20 protein-coding genes and 1 tRNA gene are annotated in these 20,843 nt (G+C 62.6%); 11 read left to right on the top strand and 10 right to left on the bottom strand.

Annotated elements, in window-relative coordinates; translation table 11 throughout:
- Positions 1-45: 45 nt before the first annotated feature.
- The 4 genes from ACFMBG_RS14640 to ACFMBG_RS14625 all read left to right on the top strand — a co-directional run bounded on the left by ACFMBG_RS14640 (position 46) and on the right by ACFMBG_RS14625 (position 4,711).
- Entirely contained in the window at positions 46-627 is a 582-nt protein-coding gene (locus ACFMBG_RS14640) for an outer membrane protein (protein WP_421055438.1), read from the top strand.
- 301 nt (positions 628-928) lie between these two features.
- Positions 929-2,311 carry a cysteine--tRNA ligase gene (cysS, locus tag ACFMBG_RS14635; protein ID WP_421055437.1) on the top strand — a complete coding sequence of 461 codons (1,383 nt, stop codon included), beginning with the start codon at positions 929-931 and terminating at the stop codon, positions 2,309-2,311.
- Positions 2,311-3,945: a citramalate synthase gene (gene cimA, locus ACFMBG_RS14630; protein ID WP_421055436.1), complete on the top strand. Its 1,635-nt coding sequence runs from the start codon at positions 2,311-2,313 to the stop codon at positions 3,943-3,945. The genes cysS and cimA overlap by 1 nt, the downstream gene beginning before the upstream one ends.
- The gene (locus ACFMBG_RS14625) at positions 3,935-4,711 is read left to right on the top strand and encodes a squalene/phytoene synthase family protein (RefSeq protein WP_421055435.1); all 777 of its coding nucleotides are present in this window, start codon (positions 3,935-3,937) and stop codon (positions 4,709-4,711) included. Before cimA ends, ACFMBG_RS14625 begins: the two co-directional genes overlap by 11 nt.
- 63 nt (positions 4,712-4,774) lie before the next feature.
- Here the strand turns inward: ACFMBG_RS14625 and ACFMBG_RS14620 are convergent, their stop codons facing one another.
- Positions 4,775-5,992, bottom strand: a complete 1,218-nt coding sequence (locus ACFMBG_RS14620; protein WP_421055434.1) for an MFS transporter — start codon at positions 5,990-5,992, stop codon at positions 4,775-4,777.
- 107 nt (positions 5,993-6,099) lie between these two features.
- Between ACFMBG_RS14620 and ACFMBG_RS14615 the strand changes: the two genes are divergently transcribed.
- Both ACFMBG_RS14615 and ACFMBG_RS14610 read left to right on the top strand, forming a co-directional pair.
- Complete coding sequence (locus tag ACFMBG_RS14615) at positions 6,100-6,747, top strand: DNA-3-methyladenine glycosylase family protein (RefSeq protein WP_421055433.1); 648 nt, start codon at positions 6,100-6,102, stop codon at positions 6,745-6,747.
- Complete coding sequence (locus ACFMBG_RS14610) at positions 6,744-7,409, top strand: alpha/beta hydrolase (protein WP_421055432.1); 666 nt, start codon at positions 6,744-6,746, stop codon at positions 7,407-7,409. Before ACFMBG_RS14615 ends, ACFMBG_RS14610 begins: the two co-directional genes overlap by 4 nt.
- 37 nt (positions 7,410-7,446) lie before the next feature.
- Here the strand turns inward: ACFMBG_RS14610 and ACFMBG_RS14605 are convergent, their stop codons facing one another.
- Together ACFMBG_RS14605 and ACFMBG_RS14600 are read right to left on the bottom strand one after the other, a co-directional pair.
- Positions 7,447-7,869, bottom strand: coding sequence for a VOC family protein (locus ACFMBG_RS14605; protein ID WP_421055431.1), 423 nt, complete (start codon positions 7,867-7,869; stop codon positions 7,447-7,449).
- Positions 7,870-7,881: 12 nt separating this feature from the next.
- Positions 7,882-8,535 (bottom strand): pseudouridine synthase, encoded by a 654-nt coding sequence (locus ACFMBG_RS14600; RefSeq protein WP_421055430.1) that lies wholly within the window; start codon positions 8,533-8,535, stop codon positions 7,882-7,884.
- Between the two features lie 229 nt (positions 8,536-8,764).
- Here ACFMBG_RS14600 and ACFMBG_RS14595 point away from each other — a divergent pair, with 229 nt between their 5' ends.
- Positions 8,765-9,349 carry an HNH endonuclease gene (locus tag ACFMBG_RS14595; RefSeq protein ID WP_421055429.1) on the top strand — a complete coding sequence of 195 codons (585 nt, stop codon included), beginning with the start codon at positions 8,765-8,767 and terminating at the stop codon, positions 9,347-9,349.
- Positions 9,350-9,532: 183 nt separating this feature from the next.
- On the opposite strand, the gene ACFMBG_RS14590 is transcribed toward ACFMBG_RS14595, so the two are convergent.
- The 3 genes from ACFMBG_RS14590 to rocF are packed head-to-tail and all read right to left on the bottom strand — an operon-like array spanning position 9,533 to position 12,428.
- Complete coding sequence (locus tag ACFMBG_RS14590; protein ID WP_421055428.1) at positions 9,533-10,579, bottom strand: ornithine cyclodeaminase; 1,047 nt, start codon at positions 10,577-10,579, stop codon at positions 9,533-9,535.
- Positions 10,576-11,505: a citrulline utilization hydrolase CtlX gene (gene ctlX, locus ACFMBG_RS14585; protein ID WP_421055427.1), complete on the bottom strand. Its 930-nt coding sequence runs from the start codon at positions 11,503-11,505 to the stop codon at positions 10,576-10,578. Before ctlX ends, ACFMBG_RS14590 begins: the two co-directional genes overlap by 4 nt.
- Positions 11,502-12,428, bottom strand: a complete 927-nt coding sequence (gene rocF / locus ACFMBG_RS14580) for an arginase (protein ID WP_421055426.1) — start codon at positions 12,426-12,428, stop codon at positions 11,502-11,504. Before rocF ends, ctlX begins: the two co-directional genes overlap by 4 nt.
- A 112-nt stretch (positions 12,429-12,540) precedes the next feature.
- Between rocF and ACFMBG_RS14575 the strand changes: the two genes are divergently transcribed.
- Entirely contained in the window at positions 12,541-12,966 is a 426-nt protein-coding gene (locus ACFMBG_RS14575) for an Lrp/AsnC family transcriptional regulator (RefSeq protein ID WP_058286910.1), read from the top strand.
- 60 nt (positions 12,967-13,026) lie between these two features.
- Here the strand turns inward: ACFMBG_RS14575 and ACFMBG_RS14570 are convergent, their stop codons facing one another.
- Positions 13,027-13,494: a disulfide bond formation protein B gene (locus ACFMBG_RS14570; protein ID WP_421055425.1), complete on the bottom strand. Its 468-nt coding sequence runs from the start codon at positions 13,492-13,494 to the stop codon at positions 13,027-13,029.
- A 2-nt stretch (positions 13,495-13,496) separates the two neighbouring features.
- Positions 13,497-14,075, bottom strand: coding sequence for a YqaA family protein (locus ACFMBG_RS14565; protein WP_421055424.1), 579 nt, complete (start codon positions 14,073-14,075; stop codon positions 13,497-13,499).
- 164 nt (positions 14,076-14,239) lie between these two features.
- Between ACFMBG_RS14565 and ACFMBG_RS14560 the strand changes: the two genes are divergently transcribed.
- Positions 14,240-14,325, top strand: a tRNA-Leu gene (locus ACFMBG_RS14560).
- Between the two features lie 118 nt (positions 14,326-14,443).
- Here ACFMBG_RS14560 and ACFMBG_RS14555 read toward each other — a convergent pair.
- Together ACFMBG_RS14555 and mtnA are read right to left on the bottom strand one after the other, a co-directional pair.
- Positions 14,444-15,109, bottom strand: a complete 666-nt coding sequence (locus tag ACFMBG_RS14555; RefSeq protein ID WP_421055423.1) for a class II aldolase/adducin family protein — start codon at positions 15,107-15,109, stop codon at positions 14,444-14,446.
- 15 nt (positions 15,110-15,124) lie between these two features.
- Complete coding sequence (mtnA, locus tag ACFMBG_RS14550) at positions 15,125-16,231, bottom strand: S-methyl-5-thioribose-1-phosphate isomerase (protein WP_421055422.1); 1,107 nt, start codon at positions 16,229-16,231, stop codon at positions 15,125-15,127.
- 321 nt (positions 16,232-16,552) lie between these two features.
- Between mtnA and ACFMBG_RS14545 the strand changes: the two genes are divergently transcribed.
- Positions 16,553-17,650, top strand: coding sequence for an efflux RND transporter periplasmic adaptor subunit (locus ACFMBG_RS14545; RefSeq protein WP_421055421.1), 1,098 nt, complete (start codon positions 16,553-16,555; stop codon positions 17,648-17,650).
- Positions 17,651-17,653: 3 nt separating this feature from the next.
- Positions 17,654-20,779: an efflux RND transporter permease subunit gene (locus ACFMBG_RS14540; RefSeq protein ID WP_421055420.1), complete on the top strand. Its 3,126-nt coding sequence runs from the start codon at positions 17,654-17,656 to the stop codon at positions 20,777-20,779.
- The last annotated feature ends 64 nt before the right edge of the window (positions 20,780-20,843 follow it).

The raw sequence follows: 20,843 nt of genomic DNA, 5'->3' as shown, positions 1-20,843 counted from the left end.
CAACGGCGCACAACCTGCGCCGGGACTGCAAAAGGAGAAGTCTGAATGACTCGTTTCGTAGCTATGACAGCCATCGCAGCCGTAATGGGCAGTGCAGCATTTGCCGGTAACATCAGTGAACCGGTGGTTGAGCCTGTGCCGGCTCCGGCGCCCGTGCCGGTGGCCAATGATGGCGGCGACTGGACCGGTTTCTACCTGGGTGGCCAGATCGGCCAGCTGGACGCGGACGCAACCAACGGTGCCTCGGGTGATGATGCCGCATACGGTATTCACGGCGGCTACAACTATGACTTTGGCCGTTTCGTCCTGGGCGGCGAACTGGATTATGACACCACCGACCTGGACCTGGGCGGCGGCGCATCCGTCGACTCGGTTGCCCGTGCCAAACTGAAGGCCGGCTATGATTTCGGCAACGTTCTGGCCTATGTGACCGGCGGTGTGGCTGAGGCCGACAGCTCGCTGGGCAGCGAAACCGGTGAGTTCTACGGAGTCGGCCTGGCCTATCAGGTGACCGACCAGTGGCAGATCGGCGGCGAAGTGCTGGAGCATGAGTTCGACGAGTTCGGCAGCTCCGGCGTTGGCGCAGATGCCACCTCGGTCTCGCTGCGCGCGTCGTTCAAATTCTAAGCTGACGCAAACGCGGGCGCGGCACACACCTGTTGCGCTGCGCCGCTGGCCGCCCGGTCTGTACCCAAGGCAGACGGGGCGGCCTTTGCTTTTTGAGGCAAAAGGCTTGGCGGGATCTCTGACCCGTGCTAAGCAGCCTCTATGAACCAGAAATGCACCGCCATCATCTGCTGCATTACCTGCTGACATATCAGCGGGCTGGTTTCTGTCGTTTTCATTTCCCTGACAAGTTGCTAAGCCCGCGCTGCGCGCAATGGGTGATGCCGGCCGTTTTGAGCTGGGCATGGGAAAGGAACCGGGCATGGGAACCAAGGACATAGTGATCAAGCTGCACAATACAAAGACCCGCAAGAAAGAGGTCTTTGAGCCGATCGACGCCAGCGACGTGCGGATGTATGTCTGCGGCCCCACCGTCTATGACCGGGCGCATCTGGGCAATGCGCGTCCGGTGGTGGTGTTCGATGTGCTTTACCGGCTGCTGCGTGAAGTTTATGGCGCGGACCAAGTAACTTACGCCCGGAACTTCACCGACGTTGATGACAAGATCAACGCCCGCGCCGCCGAAAGCGGACGCCCGATCGGCGACATCACCGCGGAAACCACCCAGTGGTTCCTGGATGACATGGGCGAGCTTGGCGCGCTGCAGCCGAACCACATGCCGCGGGCAACCGAATACATCCCGCAGATGGTGGCGATGATCGAGGATCTGATCGCCAGGGGCCACGCCTATGCGGCGGAGGGCCATGTGCTGTTTGCTGTCGACAGCTGGAAGGAGCTCTATGGCAAACTGTCGGGCCGGTCTGTCGATGACATGATCGCCGGCGCCCGGGTTGAGGTCGCGCCTTACAAGAAGAACCCGATGGATTTTGTGCTGTGGAAACCCTCCACTGACGATCTGCCGGGCTGGGACAGCCCCTGGGGCCGCGGGCGGCCGGGCTGGCACATCGAATGCTCGGCGATGTCCTACGAGCTTCTGGGCGAGACCTTTGACATTCACGGCGGCGGCAACGACCTGATGTTCCCGCACCACGAGAATGAAATTGCGCAAAGCTGCTGCGCCCATCCGGAGGGCGAGTTTGCACGTTTCTGGCTGCACAACGAGATGCTGCAGGTGGAAGGCAAGAAAATGTCCAAATCGCTGGGCAACTTCTTCACCGTGCGCGATCTGCTGGACCAGGGCTATCCCGGCGAGGTGATCCGGCTGGTGTTCCTGCAGACCCATTACCGCAAGCCGATGGACTGGACCGACAAGAAGGCCAAGGAGGCCGAGGCGACGCTGCGCAAGTGGCGGGCGCTGACCGCGGGCATCGAACCCGCGTCCAGCGCTGCTGCCGCGGTCCTGGAGGCACTGGCGGATGACCTCAATTCCGCGGGCGCCATTGCCGAGCTGCACAAGCTGGCAGCGGCGGGCGATGCGGCGGGGCTGCTGGCCTCGGCCCAGTTGCTGGGGCTGCTGACCGAAGAAATGGGAACCTGGGCCTCCACGCCTGCCATCGATCTGTCTGCCTTTGAGGAAAGGCTGTTCGCAACGCGCCAGAAGGCGATGGAAAGCAGGGACTTTTCCGAAGTCGACAGGCTAAAGGCGGCTTTTGTCGAGGCAGGCCTTGAGGTACGGATGAGCAAGACCGGCGTGGAACTGGTGCCGGGTGCGGGGTTCGACCCCGCCAAGCTGGGGGCGCTTTGATGGCCAAGGAACGCCTCTATCTTTACGACACCACCCTGCGGGACGGGCAGCAGACACAGGGCGTGCAGTTCTCGACTGCGGAAAAAAAGCAGATTGCCCAGGCGCTGGACGGCCTGGGGGTTGATTACATCGAAGGCGGCTGGCCGGGTGCAAATCCGACCGACAGCGCCTTTTTCGGGGAGGCGCCGGAAACCCGCGCCACCATGACCGCTTTCGGCATGACCAAACGGGCTGGGCGGTCCGCGGAAAATGATGATGTGCTGGCGGCGGTGATGAACGCAGGCACTCCGGCGGTCTGTCTGGTCGGCAAGAGCCACGACTACCACGTGACCCATGCGTTGGGGATCACGCTGGAGGAGAACCTCGACAACATCCGCGCCTCGGTCGCCCATATCGCGGCGCAGGGGCGCGAGGCGCTGTTTGATGCCGAGCATTTCTTTGACGGCTACAAGGACAATCCGGATTACGCGCTGGCGGCCTGCCGCGCGGCGCTGGAGGCCGGGGCGCGCTGGGTGGTGCTGTGCGATACCAACGGCGGCGCCTTGCCAGCCGAGGTGAGCCGTATCGTTGCGGAGGTTGTCGCCGCCGGAATTCCGGGTGAGAAACTGGGGATACATACCCATAACGACACGGAAAATGCTGTTGCCTGCTCGCTGTCAGCGGTGGATGCCGGGGCGCGGCAGATCCAGGGAACGCTGAACGGTCTGGGCGAACGCTGCGGCAATGCCAACCTGACCGCGCTGATCCCGACACTGCTGCTGAAGGAGCCCTATGCCAGCCGGTTCGAAACCGGTGTGAGCCGGAAGGCCCTGGCCGGGCTGACCCGGATCAGCCGGATGCTGGATGATATCCTGAACCGGGTTCCGGTGCGGCAGGCGGCCTATGTGGGGGCCTCGGCCTTCGCTCACAAAGCGGGGCTGCATGCCAGCGCGATCCTCAAGGATCCTTCGACCTATGAGCACATCGAGCCGGGCAAGGTCGGCAATGCGCGGGTCATCCCGATGTCGAACCAGGCCGGGCAGTCGAACCTGCGCAAGCGTTTGACCGATGCGGGGCTGATCGTTGAAAAGGGCAACCCGGCGCTGGCGCGGATCCTGGAGCGGATCAAGGAGCGCGAGGCGGAAGGCTATTCCTACGATACGGCGCAGGCCTCGTTCGAACTGCTGGCGCGCGATGAGCTGGACCAGTTGCCGGAATTCTTTGAGGTCAAGCGCTACAAGGTCACCGTCGAACGGCGCAAGAATAAATACAACCGGATGGTGAGCCTCTCCGAGGCGGTTGTGGTGGTGAAGGTCGACGGCGAAAAACGCTTGTCTGTCAGTGAGTCACTGGACGAAACTGGCAGCGACCGCGGGCCGGTGAACGCGCTGGCACGGGCGCTGATCAAGGATCTGGGGCGTTATTCCGCGCAGCTGGAAGACATGCGGCTGGTGGACTTCAAGGTGCGGATCACCCAGGGTGGCACCGAGGCGGTCACCCGCGTCATCATCGACAGCGAAGACAGCCAGGGCCGCCGCTGGTCCACCGTGGGTGTCAGCCCCAACATCATCGACGCGTCATTCGAGGCGCTGCTGGATGCGATCCGCTGGAAGCTGGTGCATGACTGCGGGGCCGGGCAGGCGGATGCAGTTTGACGCCGACCTGACGGCCTGCGCGGAGCTGGTGCAGAAAAGCGACCCGGACCGGTTCCTGGCCGCCATGGCCGCGCCGGTCCAGGCGCGGCCCCTGCTGTTCGCGCTGTACGCCTTCAATATCGAGCTTGCCCGGGCACCTTGGGCCAGCCAGGAGAGCATGATTGCCGAAATGCGGGTGCAATGGTGGCGTGACGTTGGTGCAGAGATCGCCGAAGGCAAACCGGTCCGGCGCCACTATGTGGCAACACCTTTGTCGCAACTGCTGAAGCCGGAACTGGCGGCGTGTATTGACGGCATGGCGGAGGCGCGGCGCTGGGACATCTACAAAGACCCCTTTGAAGATGAGGCCGCCTTTGACAGCTATATCGACCGCACCAGCGGATCCCTGATGTGGATGGCGGCGGCGTCTTTGGGGCAAGCGGATGAGGCTGTGGTGCGCGATTTTGCCTATGGCACGGGCGTTGCCAATTGGCTGCGCGCGATTCCCGAGCTGGAGTCCCAGAAGCGGATACCGCTGTTGGATGGCACCCTTGAAGGTGTGCAAGCTTTGGCGCGTAAGGGGCTGGAAAAAATTCAAAATTCCCGTTCCTGCGGCGGGGTGATTTCGGCGCAGTCGGGCGCTGCGATGCTGGCCGGGTGGCAGGCGGAAAGCATGCTGAGACAGGCCATCCGTCAGCCGGAACGGGTGGCCCAAGGTGCGCTTGGGCAGAGCGAGTTCCGGCGCAGGGCCGGATTGATGTGGCGGGCCGCCTTGGGGCGCTGGTAGAGATCGGACCCAAAGAAAAAGGCGCCTTCCGGGGCGCCTTTGTTGTTTCTTGCGGTTACGGCGTCAGGCCTCTTTGGGGCGCAAGACCAGCCACATCAGTGCGCCGCCTGCCAGCACCAGGAAGGGGGCCATGGCCATGTTCACCGCGCTCCAGCCGTCCACCGGGCTGCCGCCCGAACAGTTCATCAGCCCGCCAGACGCCAGCGACGCCATGGTGACGCCGCCAAAGACCAGCAGGTCGTTGAGCCCCTGCATACGGCCGCGCTCATAGCTTTCATGCGCGCCGGCCAGCATGGTCGTTGCGCCGATGAAACCGAAGTTCCAGCCGATACCCAGCAGCACCAGCGCAATGAAGAAGTTTTCAAGCTCAACACCTTGCAGCGCGACGGCGCCGGCACCTGCGAGGATCACCAAACCGGCAGAAACGATTTTCTCAACCCCGAAACGGGCAATCAAATGGCCGGTGAAGAAGGAGGGCACATACATCGCCAGTACATGCCAGGTGACCACATCCGCGGCGTTGCCCTCGGTAAAGCCGCAGCCGACCACGGCCAGCGGCGTCGAGGTCATCACCAGGTTCATCAGCGCATAGGAGACCATGGCGCAGATCACCGCCACCGCGATCACCGGGGTCTTCAGCAACTCCATACGGCTGCGGCCCTTGGGACTGTCTACAGCGGGGACAGGTGGTTTGGGGATGTCGAGGAACAGAAACAGCGCAGCCCCCAGAACGTTGACCGCAATCACCGCGAGATAGGTGCCAAGGAACGGAATAACAAAGGCTTGGCTGGTGGCCTTCACAATCTGCGGGCCGATGATCGCCGCTGCCAGACCACCGGCCATGACGTATGAAATCGCCTTGGGCCGGAAGGCATCGGAGGCGGTATCGGCCGCGGCAAACCGGTAAAACCCGTGCGCGCTCATGTATACGCCGGTCAGCAGGCTGCCGAGCAGGAAGATCGGGAAGGACCCGAGGTACAGACCGTAGGCGCCGACCAGACCTCCGACAGCGCCAAAGGCGGCCCCGACAAAGAACCCCGCGCGGCGGCCCCAGCGCTGCATGATCGCCGAGATCGGGGTGGCTGCCAGCATTGAGCCGCCGACGATCAGCGAGATCGGCAGCGTTGCAAAACAAGGGTTGGACGCCAGCGACTGCCCCGCAAGGCCGCCAATGGTAAAGATCATCGGCATCTGCGCGCCAAGGATCGCCTGCGCCAGCACCAGGATGGCGACGTTTTTCTTGGCGACGGCGTCGCTGGGGGTGGTCATGCTCATGGTCATGTGGGATGCGTAGCGGTGAATATGTTGAGGGGCAAGCCAGCGGAATTGGCTTGGCGATCACGCTTTCTTTCAACAGCCGCCAATCAGGGGGTGACGTGGCGTCAGAAGTGCAAACATTCCTCCCGGGCGTGGGCCGGATCATCCAATACGACGCCTGCGTGGCCGAAGGAGCCGCGTGGCTGGCGGCGCAGGACAGCCGGTTTGGCCATGCGCTGGAGCTGACCGGCGCGCTTCCGCTCAGGCGCAGGCCGGACGGGTTTGCGGAACTGCTGAGCGCGATTGTCAGCCAGCAGGTGAGCGTGGCCTCGGCGAATGCGATCTGGAAGCGGATGAAAGACGCAAAGCTCACCGGGCCGCGCAAGATACTCTGGGCCACGGACGAGGACCTGCGCGCAGCCGGTCTTAGCCGCCAGAAGATCCGCTATGCCCGGGCTCTGGCGGAAGCACGCATTGATTTCAAAGCCTTGCGCGACGCCCCTGATGCCGAGGTGATTGAGACTCTGGTCCAGGTTCCTGGGGTTGGCGTCTGGACGGCAGAGATTTATGCGATGTTCTCGCTGGGCCGCGCAGATGTGTTCGCCCATGGTGATCTGGCCTTGCAGGAAGCGGCACGGGTGCTGTTTGATCTTCCGGCCCGCCCCAAGGAGCGCGAGATGCGGCAAATGGCCGAAGCCTGGTCGCCTTGGCGGTCGGTTGCGGCGCGCATTCTCTGGGCCTATTACCGGGTGGCGAAGGACAGGGAAGGGATCCGATGACTCGTGTACTGAATGCCGGCCGCAAGGAGCCGGTCTCTGGCGAAACCCGCTCGATTGTTGTGTTCCTGCATGGCTATGGTGCCAATGGGGCCGACCTGCTGGGGCTGGCCGATCCGCTGGGGGAGCATCTGCCGGATACGCTGTTTGTCGCCCCGGATGCGCCGGAAGCCTGCGCTGGTGCGCCTTTTGGCTTCCAGTGGTTTCCGATTCCCTGGATCGACGGCTCCTCGGAAGAGGAAAGCATGCGCGGGATGCAGGCGGCGGTCGAGGACCTGAACGCTTTCCTGGATGCGCTGATGGTGGACGAGGATGTGCTGCCGGAACAGGTTGTGCTGTTCGGATTCAGCCAAGGCACCATGATGAGCCTGCATGTGGCACCGCGCCGCGAGGATCCGGTATTGGGGATTGTTGCCTTTTCCGGCCGGCTGCTGGAGCCGGAACTGCTGAAGGACGAAGCCGTCTCCAAGATGCCGGTGCTGCTGGTGCATGGCGACCAGGATGATGTGGTGCCGGTGCAATCGCTGCCCGAGGCCGCGGAAGCGCTGCAGGAAGCCGGGTTTCAGGACGTCTTTGCCCATATCCAGAAGGGCACAGCGCACGGTATCGCACCAGACGGGTTGAGCGTGGCACTGGCCTTCATGCGCGACAAGCTGGGGCTCTAACCAATTGAGAACTCTTGCCTTCCGGTTCTTCGGGATGTCAGGGGGTCCACAGATGCGGCTCGGCGATTTCTAGGGAATTGCCGGCCGGGTCTCGGAAATATATGGACCGGGCGCCGCTCGGCCAGTCGAACTCCGCGTCGATCGCAACGCCGGCCTCCAGGAGCCGGGCGCGCATCAGGAGCAGTTCGTCTCTCGGTTGCGAAAAACACACATGCCCCGGCCCGCGGGCACCATGCGGCGGTACCGGCAGGCGCGGGTTTCCCGGCGGTTTCACCGTTTCCTCAGCGTTGAACAGCAGCAGAACAGAGGCTCCGCAGCGGAAGAAGACATGCCGGTTGCCCACCCGCTGGATAGGCTCCAGCCCCAGGATTTCACCATAGAACGCCTCTGCCGCATCCAGGTCGTCCACATAGAGCGACGCTTCGAGGATGGCATTTGGGGCGGGGGCGTGCGGCAGCATGAGGGCAGGCTATCAGCGGCGGCGGGGTCTGTCACCTCTTGGCGGGCGCGCGGCTGACGCCTTGGCCCTGCGTGGCGGCTTCTGCGAGGGCTTTGGCGGGCCGGGAACCCGGGGCGGCTCCAGATCCTCCCAAGTGCCTTGCGCCAGGCCGTCGAGGGACCAGGCGCCGATGCTGTAGCGGATCAGGCGCAGTGTCGGATGCCCGGCCGCTGCCGTCATCCGGCGTACCTGGCGGTTGCGGCCCTCCCGGATGGTAAGTTCGATCCAACTGTCGGGAACGGTCTTGCGCACCCGGACCGGCGGGGTGCGGGCCCACAGGCCCGGCGGTTCCGGGATCAGCCGGACCTTGGCCGGCATGGTCATTCCGTCTTTTAATTCAACGCCCTCCGCTAGGCTCTTGAGGGCTTGCCGATCCGGAACACCCTCCACCTGGACCCAATAAGTCTTGTCCATCTTGTGCTTGGGGTCGGTGATCCAGGCCTGCAGGCGGCCGTTGTCGGTCAGCAGCATCAGTCCTTCGCTGTCGCGGTCCAGCCGGCCGGCCGCATAGACACCCGGGCAGTCGATGTAATTGCTCAGCGTCGCCCGCGGGCTGTCCTGGCTGCCGCGGTCGGTGAACTGGGGCAGCACGTCATAGGGTTTGTTGAAACGGATCAGGCGGGTCATGGCATGGCAATAGGCGGGCGGAGGCTGCGGGGCAAGGGGGCCGCGCGCCATGTCCCTGTGGATAACTGTCACCGCGTTGTCACGGAATCAGCGCAACTTGCTCCCGACATATTGTGGATCATCAGGGCTTGTCAGGCGCTAACCACGAGATATAGTCAAAGTTAGGCTGGGGCGGGTTCCCCGCTCTGGTTCCGCAACACGGAAGATCAGGGCGAGGAAGACGTTCACAATGGATGGCGATTTCAGAGCAGAGTTTGTCAGATCTCCGGGCGCGCTCAAGCAGCACCCGGCGCTGGTGCTGAACGCGGACTACCGGCCACTGTCTTATTATCCCTTGTCTTTGTGGACCTGGCAGGATGCCGTCAAAGCGGCCTGGCTGGACCGGGTGGCCATCGTGGCCGAATACGACGAGGTGGTGCACAGTCCGAGTACCGAGATTCGAATACCGTCTGTGGTGGTTCTGAAAGATTATGTAAAACCTCAAAAGCGCGTGGCCTTCACGCGCTTTAATTTGTTTCTGAGGGATGAATTCCGCTGCCAGTACTGCGGCAGCAAGGGTGAGCTGACCTTTGACCATGTGGTGCCGCGCGCGTCCGGTGGGGTAACCAGCTGGGAGAATGTGGTCGCGGCCTGCAGCCCCTGCAACCTGAGGAAAGGCTCCAAGTCGCTGCACCGGGCAGGCATGTCCCTGCGAAAACCGCCGCGGCGGCCCGGGGCAGAGGAACTGCGCAACACCGGACGCAAGTTCCCGCCCAACCACCTGCACGAAAGCTGGATGGACTTCCTGTATTGGGATACTGAGCTGGACGCTTGAACTAGGCGGTGCAACTGTCTGAAAAATTAGGTTTCCGGCCTCTTTATCTGCATGCCTGTTCCCGAAGGAGGAAGCTGCTCAGATCCCCATGAGCAGTGCTGCAGGTGCCGCTCAATGCGATCTACAGACTAGGAGGCCGGAGGTGTCGGCGACCTCAGTTGAGCGGGCCGCCTTTGCATGGTGTCAGGGCTTGGCGCGCTGAAGCATGCCGAACAGATCGCGCGGATCGTCCGGATCGGCGAGCATGTCCAGGTCGATGAAGTAATCGGTGCCCTTGATGCGGTCGCGAATGTAGCGCAGCGCCGAGAAGTCTTCGATGGCAAAGCCGACGCTGTCGAACAGGGTGATCTGACGGTCACCGGTTCGGCCCGGCTTTTTGCCTGCAATCACTTCCCACAATTCGGTCACGGCGAAGTCTTCCGGCATCTGCTGGATTTCGCCCTCGATCCGGGTTTGCGGCGGATATTCCACAAAGACGTCGGAGCGGCTGAGGATGCCCGCCGCCAGTTCGGTCTTGCCGGGGCAGTCGCCGCCAATTGCGTTGATGTGGACGCCGCTGCCGACCATGTTGTCGGTCAGGATGGTCGCATACTGTTTGTCCGCGGTGCAGGTAGTGAGGATCTGCGCGCCTTCGATCGCCTCTTCCGGCGTCTTGCAGGAGACGACCTCTACCCCCATCCCCTGAAGGTTGCGGGCGCATTTCTCGGTCGCGGCCGGGTCCTTGTCATACAGGCGCACGGATTTCAGGCCGATGATCGCCTTCATCGCCAGCGTCTGGAATTCCGACTGGGCGCCGTTTCCGATCATCGCCATCGTGGTTGCACCTTTAGGCGCCAGATACTTGGCGGCCATTGCTGAAGTCGCGGCAGTACGCAGGGCGGTCAGCATGGTCATTTCGGTCAGCAGCACCGGGTAGCCGGTGTAGACATCCGCCAGCAGGCCGAATGCGGTGACGGTCTGCAGCCCTTCGGAGGTGTTCTTGGGGTGGCCGTTCACGTATTTGAAGCCGTAGGCCTCGCCATCCGAGGTCGGCATCAGCTCGATCACACCCACATCGGAGTGGCTGGCGACGCGCGGGGTCTTGTCGAACAGTTCCCAGCGCTTGAAGTCATCTTCCACATATTCCGCCAGATCACGCATCATCTGCTCGATGCCGACGTGATGAATGAGGCGCATCATATTGTCGACGCTAACAAAAGGCACCAGCGCCTTATCCGAAGGCTGTGTCATGCGGTTTTCCTTTCACGGGGGCTGAGGTGGATGCCTGCCAGCATGCAGCGCACCGACCCGCCTGCGGTTTCGATGGTGGGGATGGTCAGCGGCAGCGGCTCAGCGCTCTGCTCGATGACCGAAATCTGATCCGGGCGCAGCGCGTCCAGCGCCTTAGCGGAGAGCGCCAACAGCCGCCTGCGGCCCGTGAGTTCCAGCGCGTTCCCGGCGAAACAGGCGATCTGTTCCGGGGTGAGGTCAATGACACGGCGCCCGGTTTCTTCCAGCCGCGCAGCGACCTCGGCGCGGCGGGCGGGATCGACGATCATGTCCAGGCAGATCAGCGCATACTCAGTGCCGATGCCCATCAGAACATTGGTATGGTAAACGTCGCGCCCTGCCTCATCTTTGGCTTCGAACACCATGGGTTCAAAGTTGAAATGGGTGCAGAAGCGCTCCAGCAGCACCGGATCGGCGCGGTTGGATTTCACCGTGTAGGCGATGCGGCCGATATGGTCGAGTACCATGGCACCAGTGCCTTCCAGCGACAGCCCGTCCTGTTCCAGGCCGGAATAGTCGATCACGTCCTGAACCCGGTACTCCCGTTTCAGCAACTCGATCACATCCCAGCGCCGCTCCTTGCGGCGGTTCTCGGCGAACATCGGGTAGACCGCCACATGGCCGCCGGCATGGGTCGAGAACCAGTTGTTGGGAAACACGCTGTCCGGGGTATCGGTGCCGGTATCGTCAAACACATGCACCGCGACGCCCGCGCCACGCAGGGCTTCGACGGCGCCGTCGAATTCCGCCAGCGCCTGGGCAGAAGTCGCCTCTGCCGAAGTGCTTGCCAGAGTTTGGAAGGCGTTGTCGCCTTTGGTTTCAGGGTTGGAGCGGAAATTGTGCGGCCGGATCATCACGACCGCAGAGGGGGCTTGCAGGCTGGTCACTGGTAGCTCCGGGTCGGGCGGTCAAACACACGGCGGCCCAAGGCCGACGCGCAGAGGTCTACCATCAGATGCGCGGTGCGGCCGCGCTCATCCAGGAACGGGTTCAGCTCCACCAGGTCCAGCGAGGTCATCAGTCCGGAATCATGCAGGATTTCGCAGACCAGATGCGCCTCGCGAACGGTGGCGCCGCCGGGCACGGTTGTGCCAACAGCCGGGGCAACCGATGGGTCCAGAAAGTCCACGTCCAGCGAAACGTGCAGCATGCCATTGGCTTCGGCAACCTGATCCAGGAACCGGTTCAGCGGACCGGCGATGCCGTTTTCGTCGATGTCGCGCATATCATGGGTACGGATGTCGCTGTCCTCTAGCGCCAGCCGCTCCTGCGTGTCTACAGACCGCAGGCCGATCATGCAGACGTTTTCCTGCGGCACTGGGTTGGTAACTTCAGGAAAGTCCTCGAACCCCCTGCGTCCGGTGAAATATCCGACTGGCGTGCCATGCAGGTTGCCGCTGTCCGTGGTTTCCGGCGTGTGGAAATCGGTGTGTGCGTCCAGCCAGAGCACAAACAACGGCCGGCCAACCTTGGCTGCGTAGTTTGCAGCGCCGGCAACCGAGCCCAGCGACAGCGAGTGGTCACCACCCAGGAAAACCGGCAAACCGCACTCAACTGCGTCCTCCGCAGCCTGTGCAAGGCGCGAGGTCCAGCCGATGGTTTCATTGCGGGCATAGACCAGCCCGTCATTGGTGTCGGCGGCGTGTGTCTCAGGCGCGAGGTTGCCGAGATCCTCGACAGTGTGGCCAAGGCTTTCCAGTGCGGCGGCAATGCCGGCTGTGCGGTAAGCGTCCGGGCCCATCAGGCAGCCGGCACGGCGCTTGCCGCTGTCGACCGGGGCTCCAATCAGGATGCAATGTTGTGAAGTCACGGTTTTGCTCTCTCAAAAAGTCAGCTTTCTTCCTATAGACTTCCGAAATGCGATGGAAACCAGTCAGCATTTTGCTCATAATGGGTGCTGTTTGATCGAACTGAGGTGGGAAATGGACAAAACGGATGAGCGCTTGATCTCTGCGCTGCGCCACAATGCTCGGGCATCGCTTTCGGACCTCGCGCTGGAGCTGAACTTGTCGCGCACCACGGTGCGGGCCAGGATAGAACGCCTGCAGGCCCGTGGCGATATTCTGGGATTCACTGTGGTGCTGAAGGAGGATGTGCTGCGGGATCCGGTGCGCGGGCTGATGATGATCGGGATCGAGGGCCGCGGCACCAGCCGGATTACACGGCAGTTGCAGGGGCTGCCGGAAGTGCGGGCAATTCACACCACCAACGGCCGCTGGGATCTGATCGTGGAACTGGGCACCGAAACCTTGGAGACACTGGATGCAGCGCTGGCCAAGATCCGAACCTTCGAAGGAGTGGTGAGCAGTGAAACAAATCTGCTTCTGGCCACCAAGAAGGACACTTGACCCTGAAGTTTCTTAAATGCAGCCAGCGGGTTAGCGTCCGCATTTCAGCTTGCCAGCAGGTTAACCCTTCTTGCGGACATGGTTGGCGGCGGCAATCCAAAGCAGTGCGAGGCCAAAGGAGGCAACTGCATTCCAGCTGGCCATGGACAGGGAAAACAGCTCCCACGGCACCTCGTCGCAGCGCACCAGCGGCGCGGCCATGATCTGCTCCATCAGCTGATCAGGCGACAGCCCGCCGATCGGGCCGGAGGTGCAGGTGGAGGGGCCTTCCCACCAGCCGCGCTCAACCCCGGTGTGAAAGGCGCCGACCCCGGCGGTGGCCAGGGCTGCCAGTGCTCCCAGATACGGCAGCACCGCACCGGGAATGATCAGCGCCAGGATGCCGATGCCGGCGGCTGCTGCATGCGGATAGCGCTGCCAGTAGCAAAGTTCACAGGGGGGCATCTCGCCGATGTACTGGAACCCCAGGGCTCCAACAAGCAGGGCAGCGGAGCCGCAGGCGGCAATGACGATCAATAAACGGTGCATTATCAGATGAACCTCACCATCAGGAAACCGCCGAACAGGACCACCATGAAGGCCGAGAAGACCAGCCCCAGGCGGCGCTCAATGAAATTGCGGACCGGGGGGCCGAATTGCCACAGCAGGCCGGCAACGATGAAAAAACGCAATGCGCGTGCGAGGATAGAGGTGGCAACGAAGGTGCTGAGCGGCATTCCCGTCCAGCCCGACATGATGGTGATCACCTTGTAGGGAAACGGTGTTATGCCTGCGCCCAGAACCGCCCAGAAGCCAAAGTCGTTGAAGCGGGTGTTGAACTGCGCCATCGCATCGCCTTTGCCCATCGCCTGCAGCACCGGCTGGCCGATGCTGTCGTAAAAGAAGGCACCAATTGCATAGCCAAGCAAGCCGCCCGCAACGGAGGCCGCCAATGCCACCAGCGCAACCAGCCAGGCGCGGGACGGGCGGGCCAGGATCATCGGAATCATCAGAACGTCCGGCGGAATCGGAAATACCGAGCTTTCCACAAAAGCCACGGCGGCCAGACACCAGAGCGCCCTGGGATGGTCGGCCAAGGCCATTGTCCGGTCATATAGCGGTTTCAGCATGCTGCGCCCTGCGTCCTCAACGGCGTTTGCAGAGGGAGGTGGCATGTGTGCCGGGCTCCGTCAACCTTTGCTGCGGATGAATCTGCAACGGCATGTGTTTTCGGCGCAGAGGTGCCGTTTTGCCTCTGGACCTTGGCGGCGGGCTTGGCTAGGAACGGAGCGTGGCCCAAGTGGCGGAATGGTAGACGCAGGGGATTCAAAATCCCCCGATGGCAACATCGTGAGAGTTCGAGTCTCTCCTTGGGCACCACATTTCCCCGATACGTTTCAAGAGCTTGCCAGGCGGATCTAAGACGGCTTCAAGCCCGTTCCTAGTGTAAGTTCGTATCAGGATAAGACCGGTTTGCCTTGTCATCCCGGCCGTGGCGTCAGCGGCTGTCTTTCAATCCGTAGTCAGCGAAGGCAGCCATGACATCCGCCATTTCTTCCTCACCCAGGATATGCGGCTTGCCCAATGTGAGACTGGTCGCGTAGCCCTTTGCCAGCGTTTCAAGTTCCACCATCCGCCAGAGCGCTCGGGGAAGGCTTTCGCCCGTGGCCACCGCGCCATGATTGGCCATCAGGCAGGCGCTGCGCTGCTGCAAGGCCCGGGTGATATTCTCCGACAGCTGGCGGCTGCCGAACAGGGCGTAGTCCGCCACCGGCACGTCGCTGCCGCCAAAGGCCGCGACCATGTAGTGGCAGGCGGGGATTGCCTGCCGGTTCATCGCCAACGCGCTGCAATAGACCGGGTGGGCATGAACCACTGCGTTGACGGCAGGCTTGGCCTGCAGGATCGCCAAATGAAACGGCCACTCGGTGGAGGGTTTCAGCTGGCCCTCTGGCGCGGCGCTGCCGTCCAGCGGCATCCGGACCAGGTCCCCGGGCGTCATTTTTTCATAAGGCACGCCGGATGGGGTGATCAGCATCTGATCGCCGACGCGCACGGAGATATTGCCGGACGTGCCCTGATTGATGCCGGTGGCATTCATCTCCAGGCAGGCGTCGATCACCGCTTGCCGCAATTCGGTGCAGTCCTGATAGGGCGGTTTCACTTGCAAGTTTCCCGATCAGGCGGACTTCGCCGCGGCCATTTCCGGGAACAGCCCTGCCAGGCCTTTCTCGGAGGCGTCGCAGATGCCACGCTCGGTGATCAGCCCGGTGACCAGCCGGTTGGGCGTCACGTCAAAGGCCGGATTGCCGCCCGGGGTGCCATCGGGCGTGACCTGAACCACACCGATCTCACCGCTCTCCGTCTTGCCCTGGACATGGGTGATCTCGCGTTCGCCGCGTTCTTCGATCGGGATTTCGGCGACACCATCCGAGACAGTCCAGTCGATTGTCGGCGAGGGCAGGGCGACATAGAAGGGCACGCCATTATCCTTGGCCGCCAGCGCCTTGAGGTAGGTGCCGATCTTGTTGCAGACGTCACCGCGGCGGGTGGTCCGGTCGGTGCCGGTGATCACTAGATCGACCTGGCCGTGCTGCATCAGGTGGCCGCCGGCGTTGTCGGTGATGTAGCTGTGGCTGATGCCGTGGCTGCCCAGCTCCCAGGAGGTCAGCGCCCCCTGGTTGCGCGGGCGGGTTTCGTCGACCCAGACGTGGATCGGAATGCCCGCGTCATGGGCCTGGTACATTGGGCTGGTGGCGGTGCCCCAGTCGACGGTGGCAATCCAGCCGGCGTTGCAATGGGTGAGCAGCCTGACCGGCTCGCCCGCGGGTTTCCTGGCGGCGATTTGCTTAATTAGTTCAAGGCCATGAGCGCCGATGCTGCGGTTGATTTCCACATCTTCGTCAGCGATTTCATGGGCCAATGCCAGGGCCGCGGCAGCCCGTTCGCCTTCGGCCAGGGGCCGCAGATGGTTGCGGCAGCGGTCCAGCGCCCAGCGCAGGTTGATGGCAGTCGGGCGGGTGGCGTTGAGGAAGCTCCAGGCCTGATCCATCGCGCCATCCGACGGGTCCAGCCGCATCGCCAGCGCCATGCCATAAGCGGCGGTGGCCCCGATCAGCGGCGCACCGCGAACCCGCATTTCGACAATGGCATCGGCAAACTCCTGCAGCGTGTTCACCTGCTGGAAGCGGAAGTCATGCGGCAGCCAGCGCTGATCGATGATCTGCAGCGCGTCCTTATCATGATCCCACCACAGGGACCGGTAGTGGGTTCCATTCACTTTCATCGGAGAATCCCCTTCTCGTCTCAATCCCGCGGGGCGCCTGCACGCGCCAGGTTCGCTCCCGGTTTCCCTGAAATGGGCGCTGCACGCAAGCTTTGGATGCCGGAAGGTTCGGGAATAAACTGGCTTTCGCGCCGGAAAGTCTTTTCTGCAGCGTGTGCAACTTGCGGATGGAAGCCCTGCAGTATTCAATGAAAGCCACCAATTGGATACGGGGCAAAGTGCCGTCTGGCAGGCTGTCCGGATTTTTCTGTTAAATTGAAAGGCTCAAAAATGAATCGGTTTTGGAACAGGGGCCGGTCCGGCACAGCCGGGATTGCGGTGATGGCTGCACTGGCATTTTCGGTGCCCGGGCTGGTGGAAGCGCAACAGGGCGCCGCGCCGAAGGTCTCCGTTGCGCAAGCGGTCATCAAGCCAATCAAGGACACCGCGACGTTCATCGGCCGGGGCGAGGCGATCGACAAAGCTGACATCATGGCCCGGGTCAGCGGCTATCTGGAGGAAGTGCTGGTCGCGGATGGCGCCGAGGTGAAACGGGGGGATGTGCTGTTCCGCATCGAACGCAGCGCCTATGAGGCAGTGCTTGAAAGCCGCAGGGCGGAGCTGGCGCAGGCGGAGGCCAACCTCGAGCTTGCCTCGCTGGACCTGGCCCGCAAGCAGGAACTGTTCGAGCGCGGCTCGGTTCCGGAAACTGACCGCGACACCGCCCGCGCCAATGAGCTGGTTGCGGAGGCCCAAGTGCGGGCCGCCAAGGCCGCTATTCAGCAGGCGGAGCTGGATCTGAGCTATACAGTAGTCAACGCGCCGTTTTCGGGACGCCTCGGCCGGGTAGAGGTCAGCATTGGCGATGTGGTGAGCCCCAGCGGCTCGCCGTTGGTCAATATCGTGCGGGAGGCCCCGGTTTATGTCTCCTTCTCGCTGAACGAAAAGCAGTTTGTCGAAATCCTGCAGGAGCTTGAAGCCGAAGGCATTGACCGGTCGAACGTTGAAACCGCGCCGGAAGTGTTTGTTGTGCTGCCCAATGGCGAAGAACTGGAGGAAAAGGGCCGGATCGCCTTTGCCGGCAACCGGGTCGACCCGGACACCGGAGCCGTGACCGTGCGGGCAAAATTCGAAAACGATAACCGGCTGATCCTGGACGGTGCCTTCCTGACCGTTGGCTTGCAGTCGCAGGAAGCTGTTGACCGGATCATCATCAGCCAGGCTGCAATCCAGCGTGATCAGCAAGGGCCGTTTGTTCTGGTTGTAGACGACCAGAACCAGGTCCAGCAGCGCTATATCGCCACCGGCGACGTTCAGGGCACTGGCATCATCGTGCTGGATGGGTTGACCCAAGGGGAAACCGTAGTGGTGCAGGGCCTGCAAAAGATCCGGCCCGGCGTCGAGGTGGATCCGGTGCCGGCGCCGCAGGCTGGAGAGTAAGCGATGTTTTCCTCCATCTTCATCTCCCGCCCGAAATTCGCGATCGTCATTTCCCTGGTGCTGACGGTCATGGGGGTGATCGGTTACTTCGCGCTGCCTGTTGCGCAGTTCCCGGAAATCACTCCGCCAGTGGTGAATGTCACAGCGGACTACCCAGGCGCCAATGCGGAAACCGTCGAAAAGAGCGTCGCCGCGCCGATCGAGGCGCAGGTCAACGGGGTGGACGGGATGCTCTATATGTCCTCCACCTCCGCCGACAACGGCAGTTATTCGCTGTCCGTGACCTTTGAGGTCGGCACCGACCCGGACATCGCCTCTGTCAACGTTCAGAACAGAGTGGCGCAGGCGGTCGCGGCATTGCCCGCTGAGGTCACTGCCAATGGCGTGGTAACGCAGAAAAGCTCCTCCAACATGCTGCTGGTGACGGCGCTCACCTCGCCCAACGGGTCATATGACAGCGTGTTCCTGTCGAACTATGCCGCAATCAACATCAAGGACGCGCTGGCGCGGGTTGCAGGTGTTGGCAAGGCAGACATCCTGACCAATTTCGAATACGCCATGCGGGTCTGGCTGGACCCCAACAAGATGGCCGGCCTCGGCATTTCTCCCGGCGACGTGATCAACGCGGTGAAAGAGCAGAACATCGAGGTCTCGGCGGGGCAGGTGGGTGCACCGCCGGTGCCCGGCGACCAGGTGTTCCAGTACACCATCAAATCTAAGGGCCGCCTGACCGAGGTCAGCGAGTTCGAGGACATCGTGATCCGCACCGGCGGCGGCGGCAGCACGGTCCGGCTGAGCGATATCGCCCAGGTCGAACTGGGCGCCTCCAACTACAGCTCTTCCGGCTATTTCGACGGTGTGCCGGCCACCATTCTGGCCGTCTACCAGGCGCCGGGCGCCAATGCGCTGGCGGTGTCCGAAGCTGTGCTGGAAGAAATGGAACGGCTGTCGCACGACTTCCCTGAGGACGTGTCGTATTCCGTGCCGTTCAACACCACCGATTTTGTCGAGCAATCGCTGAATGACGTGATCACAACCCTGATGATGACCTTCGCGCTGGTGATCTCCGTGGTGTTCATCTTCCTTGGCTCCTTCCGGGCGACCATTATCCCGGCTGTGGCCATTCCGGTTTCGCTGATTGGCACCTTCGCTTTCCTGCTGGCGCTTGGCATGTCGCTCAACACCATTTCGCTGTTTGCGCTGGTGCTGGCGATCGGCATCGTGGTGGATGACGCCATCGTGGTGGTGGAAAATGTCGAACGTATCATCGCCGAGGAGGGGCTGAGCCCGGCTGACGCGACCCGCAAGGCGATGGGCCAGATCACCGGACCGGTCATTGCGACCACGCTGGTGCTGCTGGCGGTGTTTGTGCCGGTCACCTTCATGCCTGGGATCACCGGGCGGCTGTACTCGCAATTTGCGGTGACCATTTCGGTTGCGGTGGTCATCTCCTCGGTCAACGCGCTGACCCTGTCTCCGGCGCTGTGCGCCATCGTTCTCAAACCCCGCTCAGGCCCGCCCAAGGGGCTGCTGGCGATGTTCGAGAACGCGATCGGCGGGGTGCGGACCGGCTATCTGAGCATCGTCACGCGGTTGCTGCGGCTGCCGGTGATCGGGCTGGCCATCATCGCGGCTGTTGCCATGGGCGCAGGCGGCATCTTCACCTCCACCTCCAAGGGGTTCCTGCCGTCTGAGGATAACGGTTATCTGTTTGTCGACGTCCAGTTGCCCGATGCAGCGGCGCTGGGGCGGACGGAGACGGTGACAAGCCGGATTGATGAGCAGATCCGCCAGATCCCGGGCGTGCAAGGCACCGTGCTGGTCAATGGTTTCAGCCTGCTGAATGGCGCCAGCGCCAATGGTGCGATGATCATTGCCAACCTGGCCCCCTGGGATGAACGGAAAGACGAGGCCTTGCAGCCAAATGCGATCCTTGGCCAGATCTACGGCATCGCCAACAGCGAGGCCGCGGCCAGCATCGTTGCCTTCAACCCGCCGCCGATTTCCGGTCTTGGCATGTCGGCCGGTGTCGAAATGGCGGTGCAGCAGACCGCGGGCGGCACGCCGCAAGACCTGGCGCAGTCGGTTGGCTCACTGGTCTATTCCGCCAACCAGCGCCCGGAGATCGCCCAGTCCTACACCACTTTCCGGGCGAATGTGCCGCAGGTGTTTGTCGATCTGGACCGGGAAAAGGCCAAGACCCTGAACGTGCCGATTGCCGAGGTGTTTCAAACCATGCAGGCACACCTTGGGTCTTACTATGTCAACGATTTCAACCTGTTCGGACGCGTTTACAAGGTAATGCTTCAGGCCGAGGGGTCCTATCGGGACAAGATCGAGGATATCGGCGGCCTTTACGTGCGGGCGCAGTCGGGGGAGATGGTGCCGCTGTCGACCCTCATAGATGTGGAGAACGTCTTGGGGCCGGTTCTGCTCAAGCGGCACAACATCTTCCGCTCAGCTACTGTGACAGCAGTGCCCGCACCCGGGCTGTCGACCGGTGATGCCATCAGGGTGATGCAGGAGGAGGCCGCCACGGCGCTGCCGCCAGGCTATGCCTTTGAATGGACCGGCACAGCGCAGCAGCAGCTGGACTCGGCGGGGCTGGTGACGGTGATCCTGGCGATGGCGGTGCTGTTCGGCTACCTGTTCCTGGTGGCGCAGTACGAAAGCTGGACCATGCCAGTGGCGATCCTGCTGTCCGTTATTGTCGCCTTGTTCGGGGCGGTTGCTGCGGTGGCAATCGCGGGCAATGACATCAATCTCTACACCCAGATCGGGATGATCATGCTGATCGGCCTTGCGTCGAAAAACGCAATCCTCATCGTTGAATTTGCGATGGAGCAGCGCGCTGCGGGCCTGAGCATTCGTGACGCCGCGCAGGAGGCCGCCAAGCAGCGCTTCCGTGCCGTGATGATGACTGCGTTGTCCTTCCTGCTGGGGGTGGTGCCGCTGATGGTTGCCTCCGGTGCCGGGGCTGCCAGCCAGCAAGCCATCGGCATTGCCGTCTTTGGCGGCATGCTGGCGGCGACCGTTGTCGGTGTAATCGTTGTGCCGGTGCTTTATGCGATGATGCAGGGCGTTCGCGAGCGCGTCAAAGGCACTCCGGCGGCCAGCCCGGCAGAGTGATGAAACAGCCCCGCTGCCCGTCCGGCTGGCGGGGTCATTCTCACATCGGGCGCTTGGCGGTTTT

It is taken from the genome of Leisingera coralii (genome assembly GCF_049056525.1).
Taxonomy (GTDB): domain Bacteria; phylum Pseudomonadota; class Alphaproteobacteria; order Rhodobacterales; family Rhodobacteraceae; genus Leisingera; species Leisingera coralii.
The sequence above is the reverse complement of the archived record's forward strand: the minus strand, read 5'-3'. Positions and strand labels throughout refer to the sequence as shown.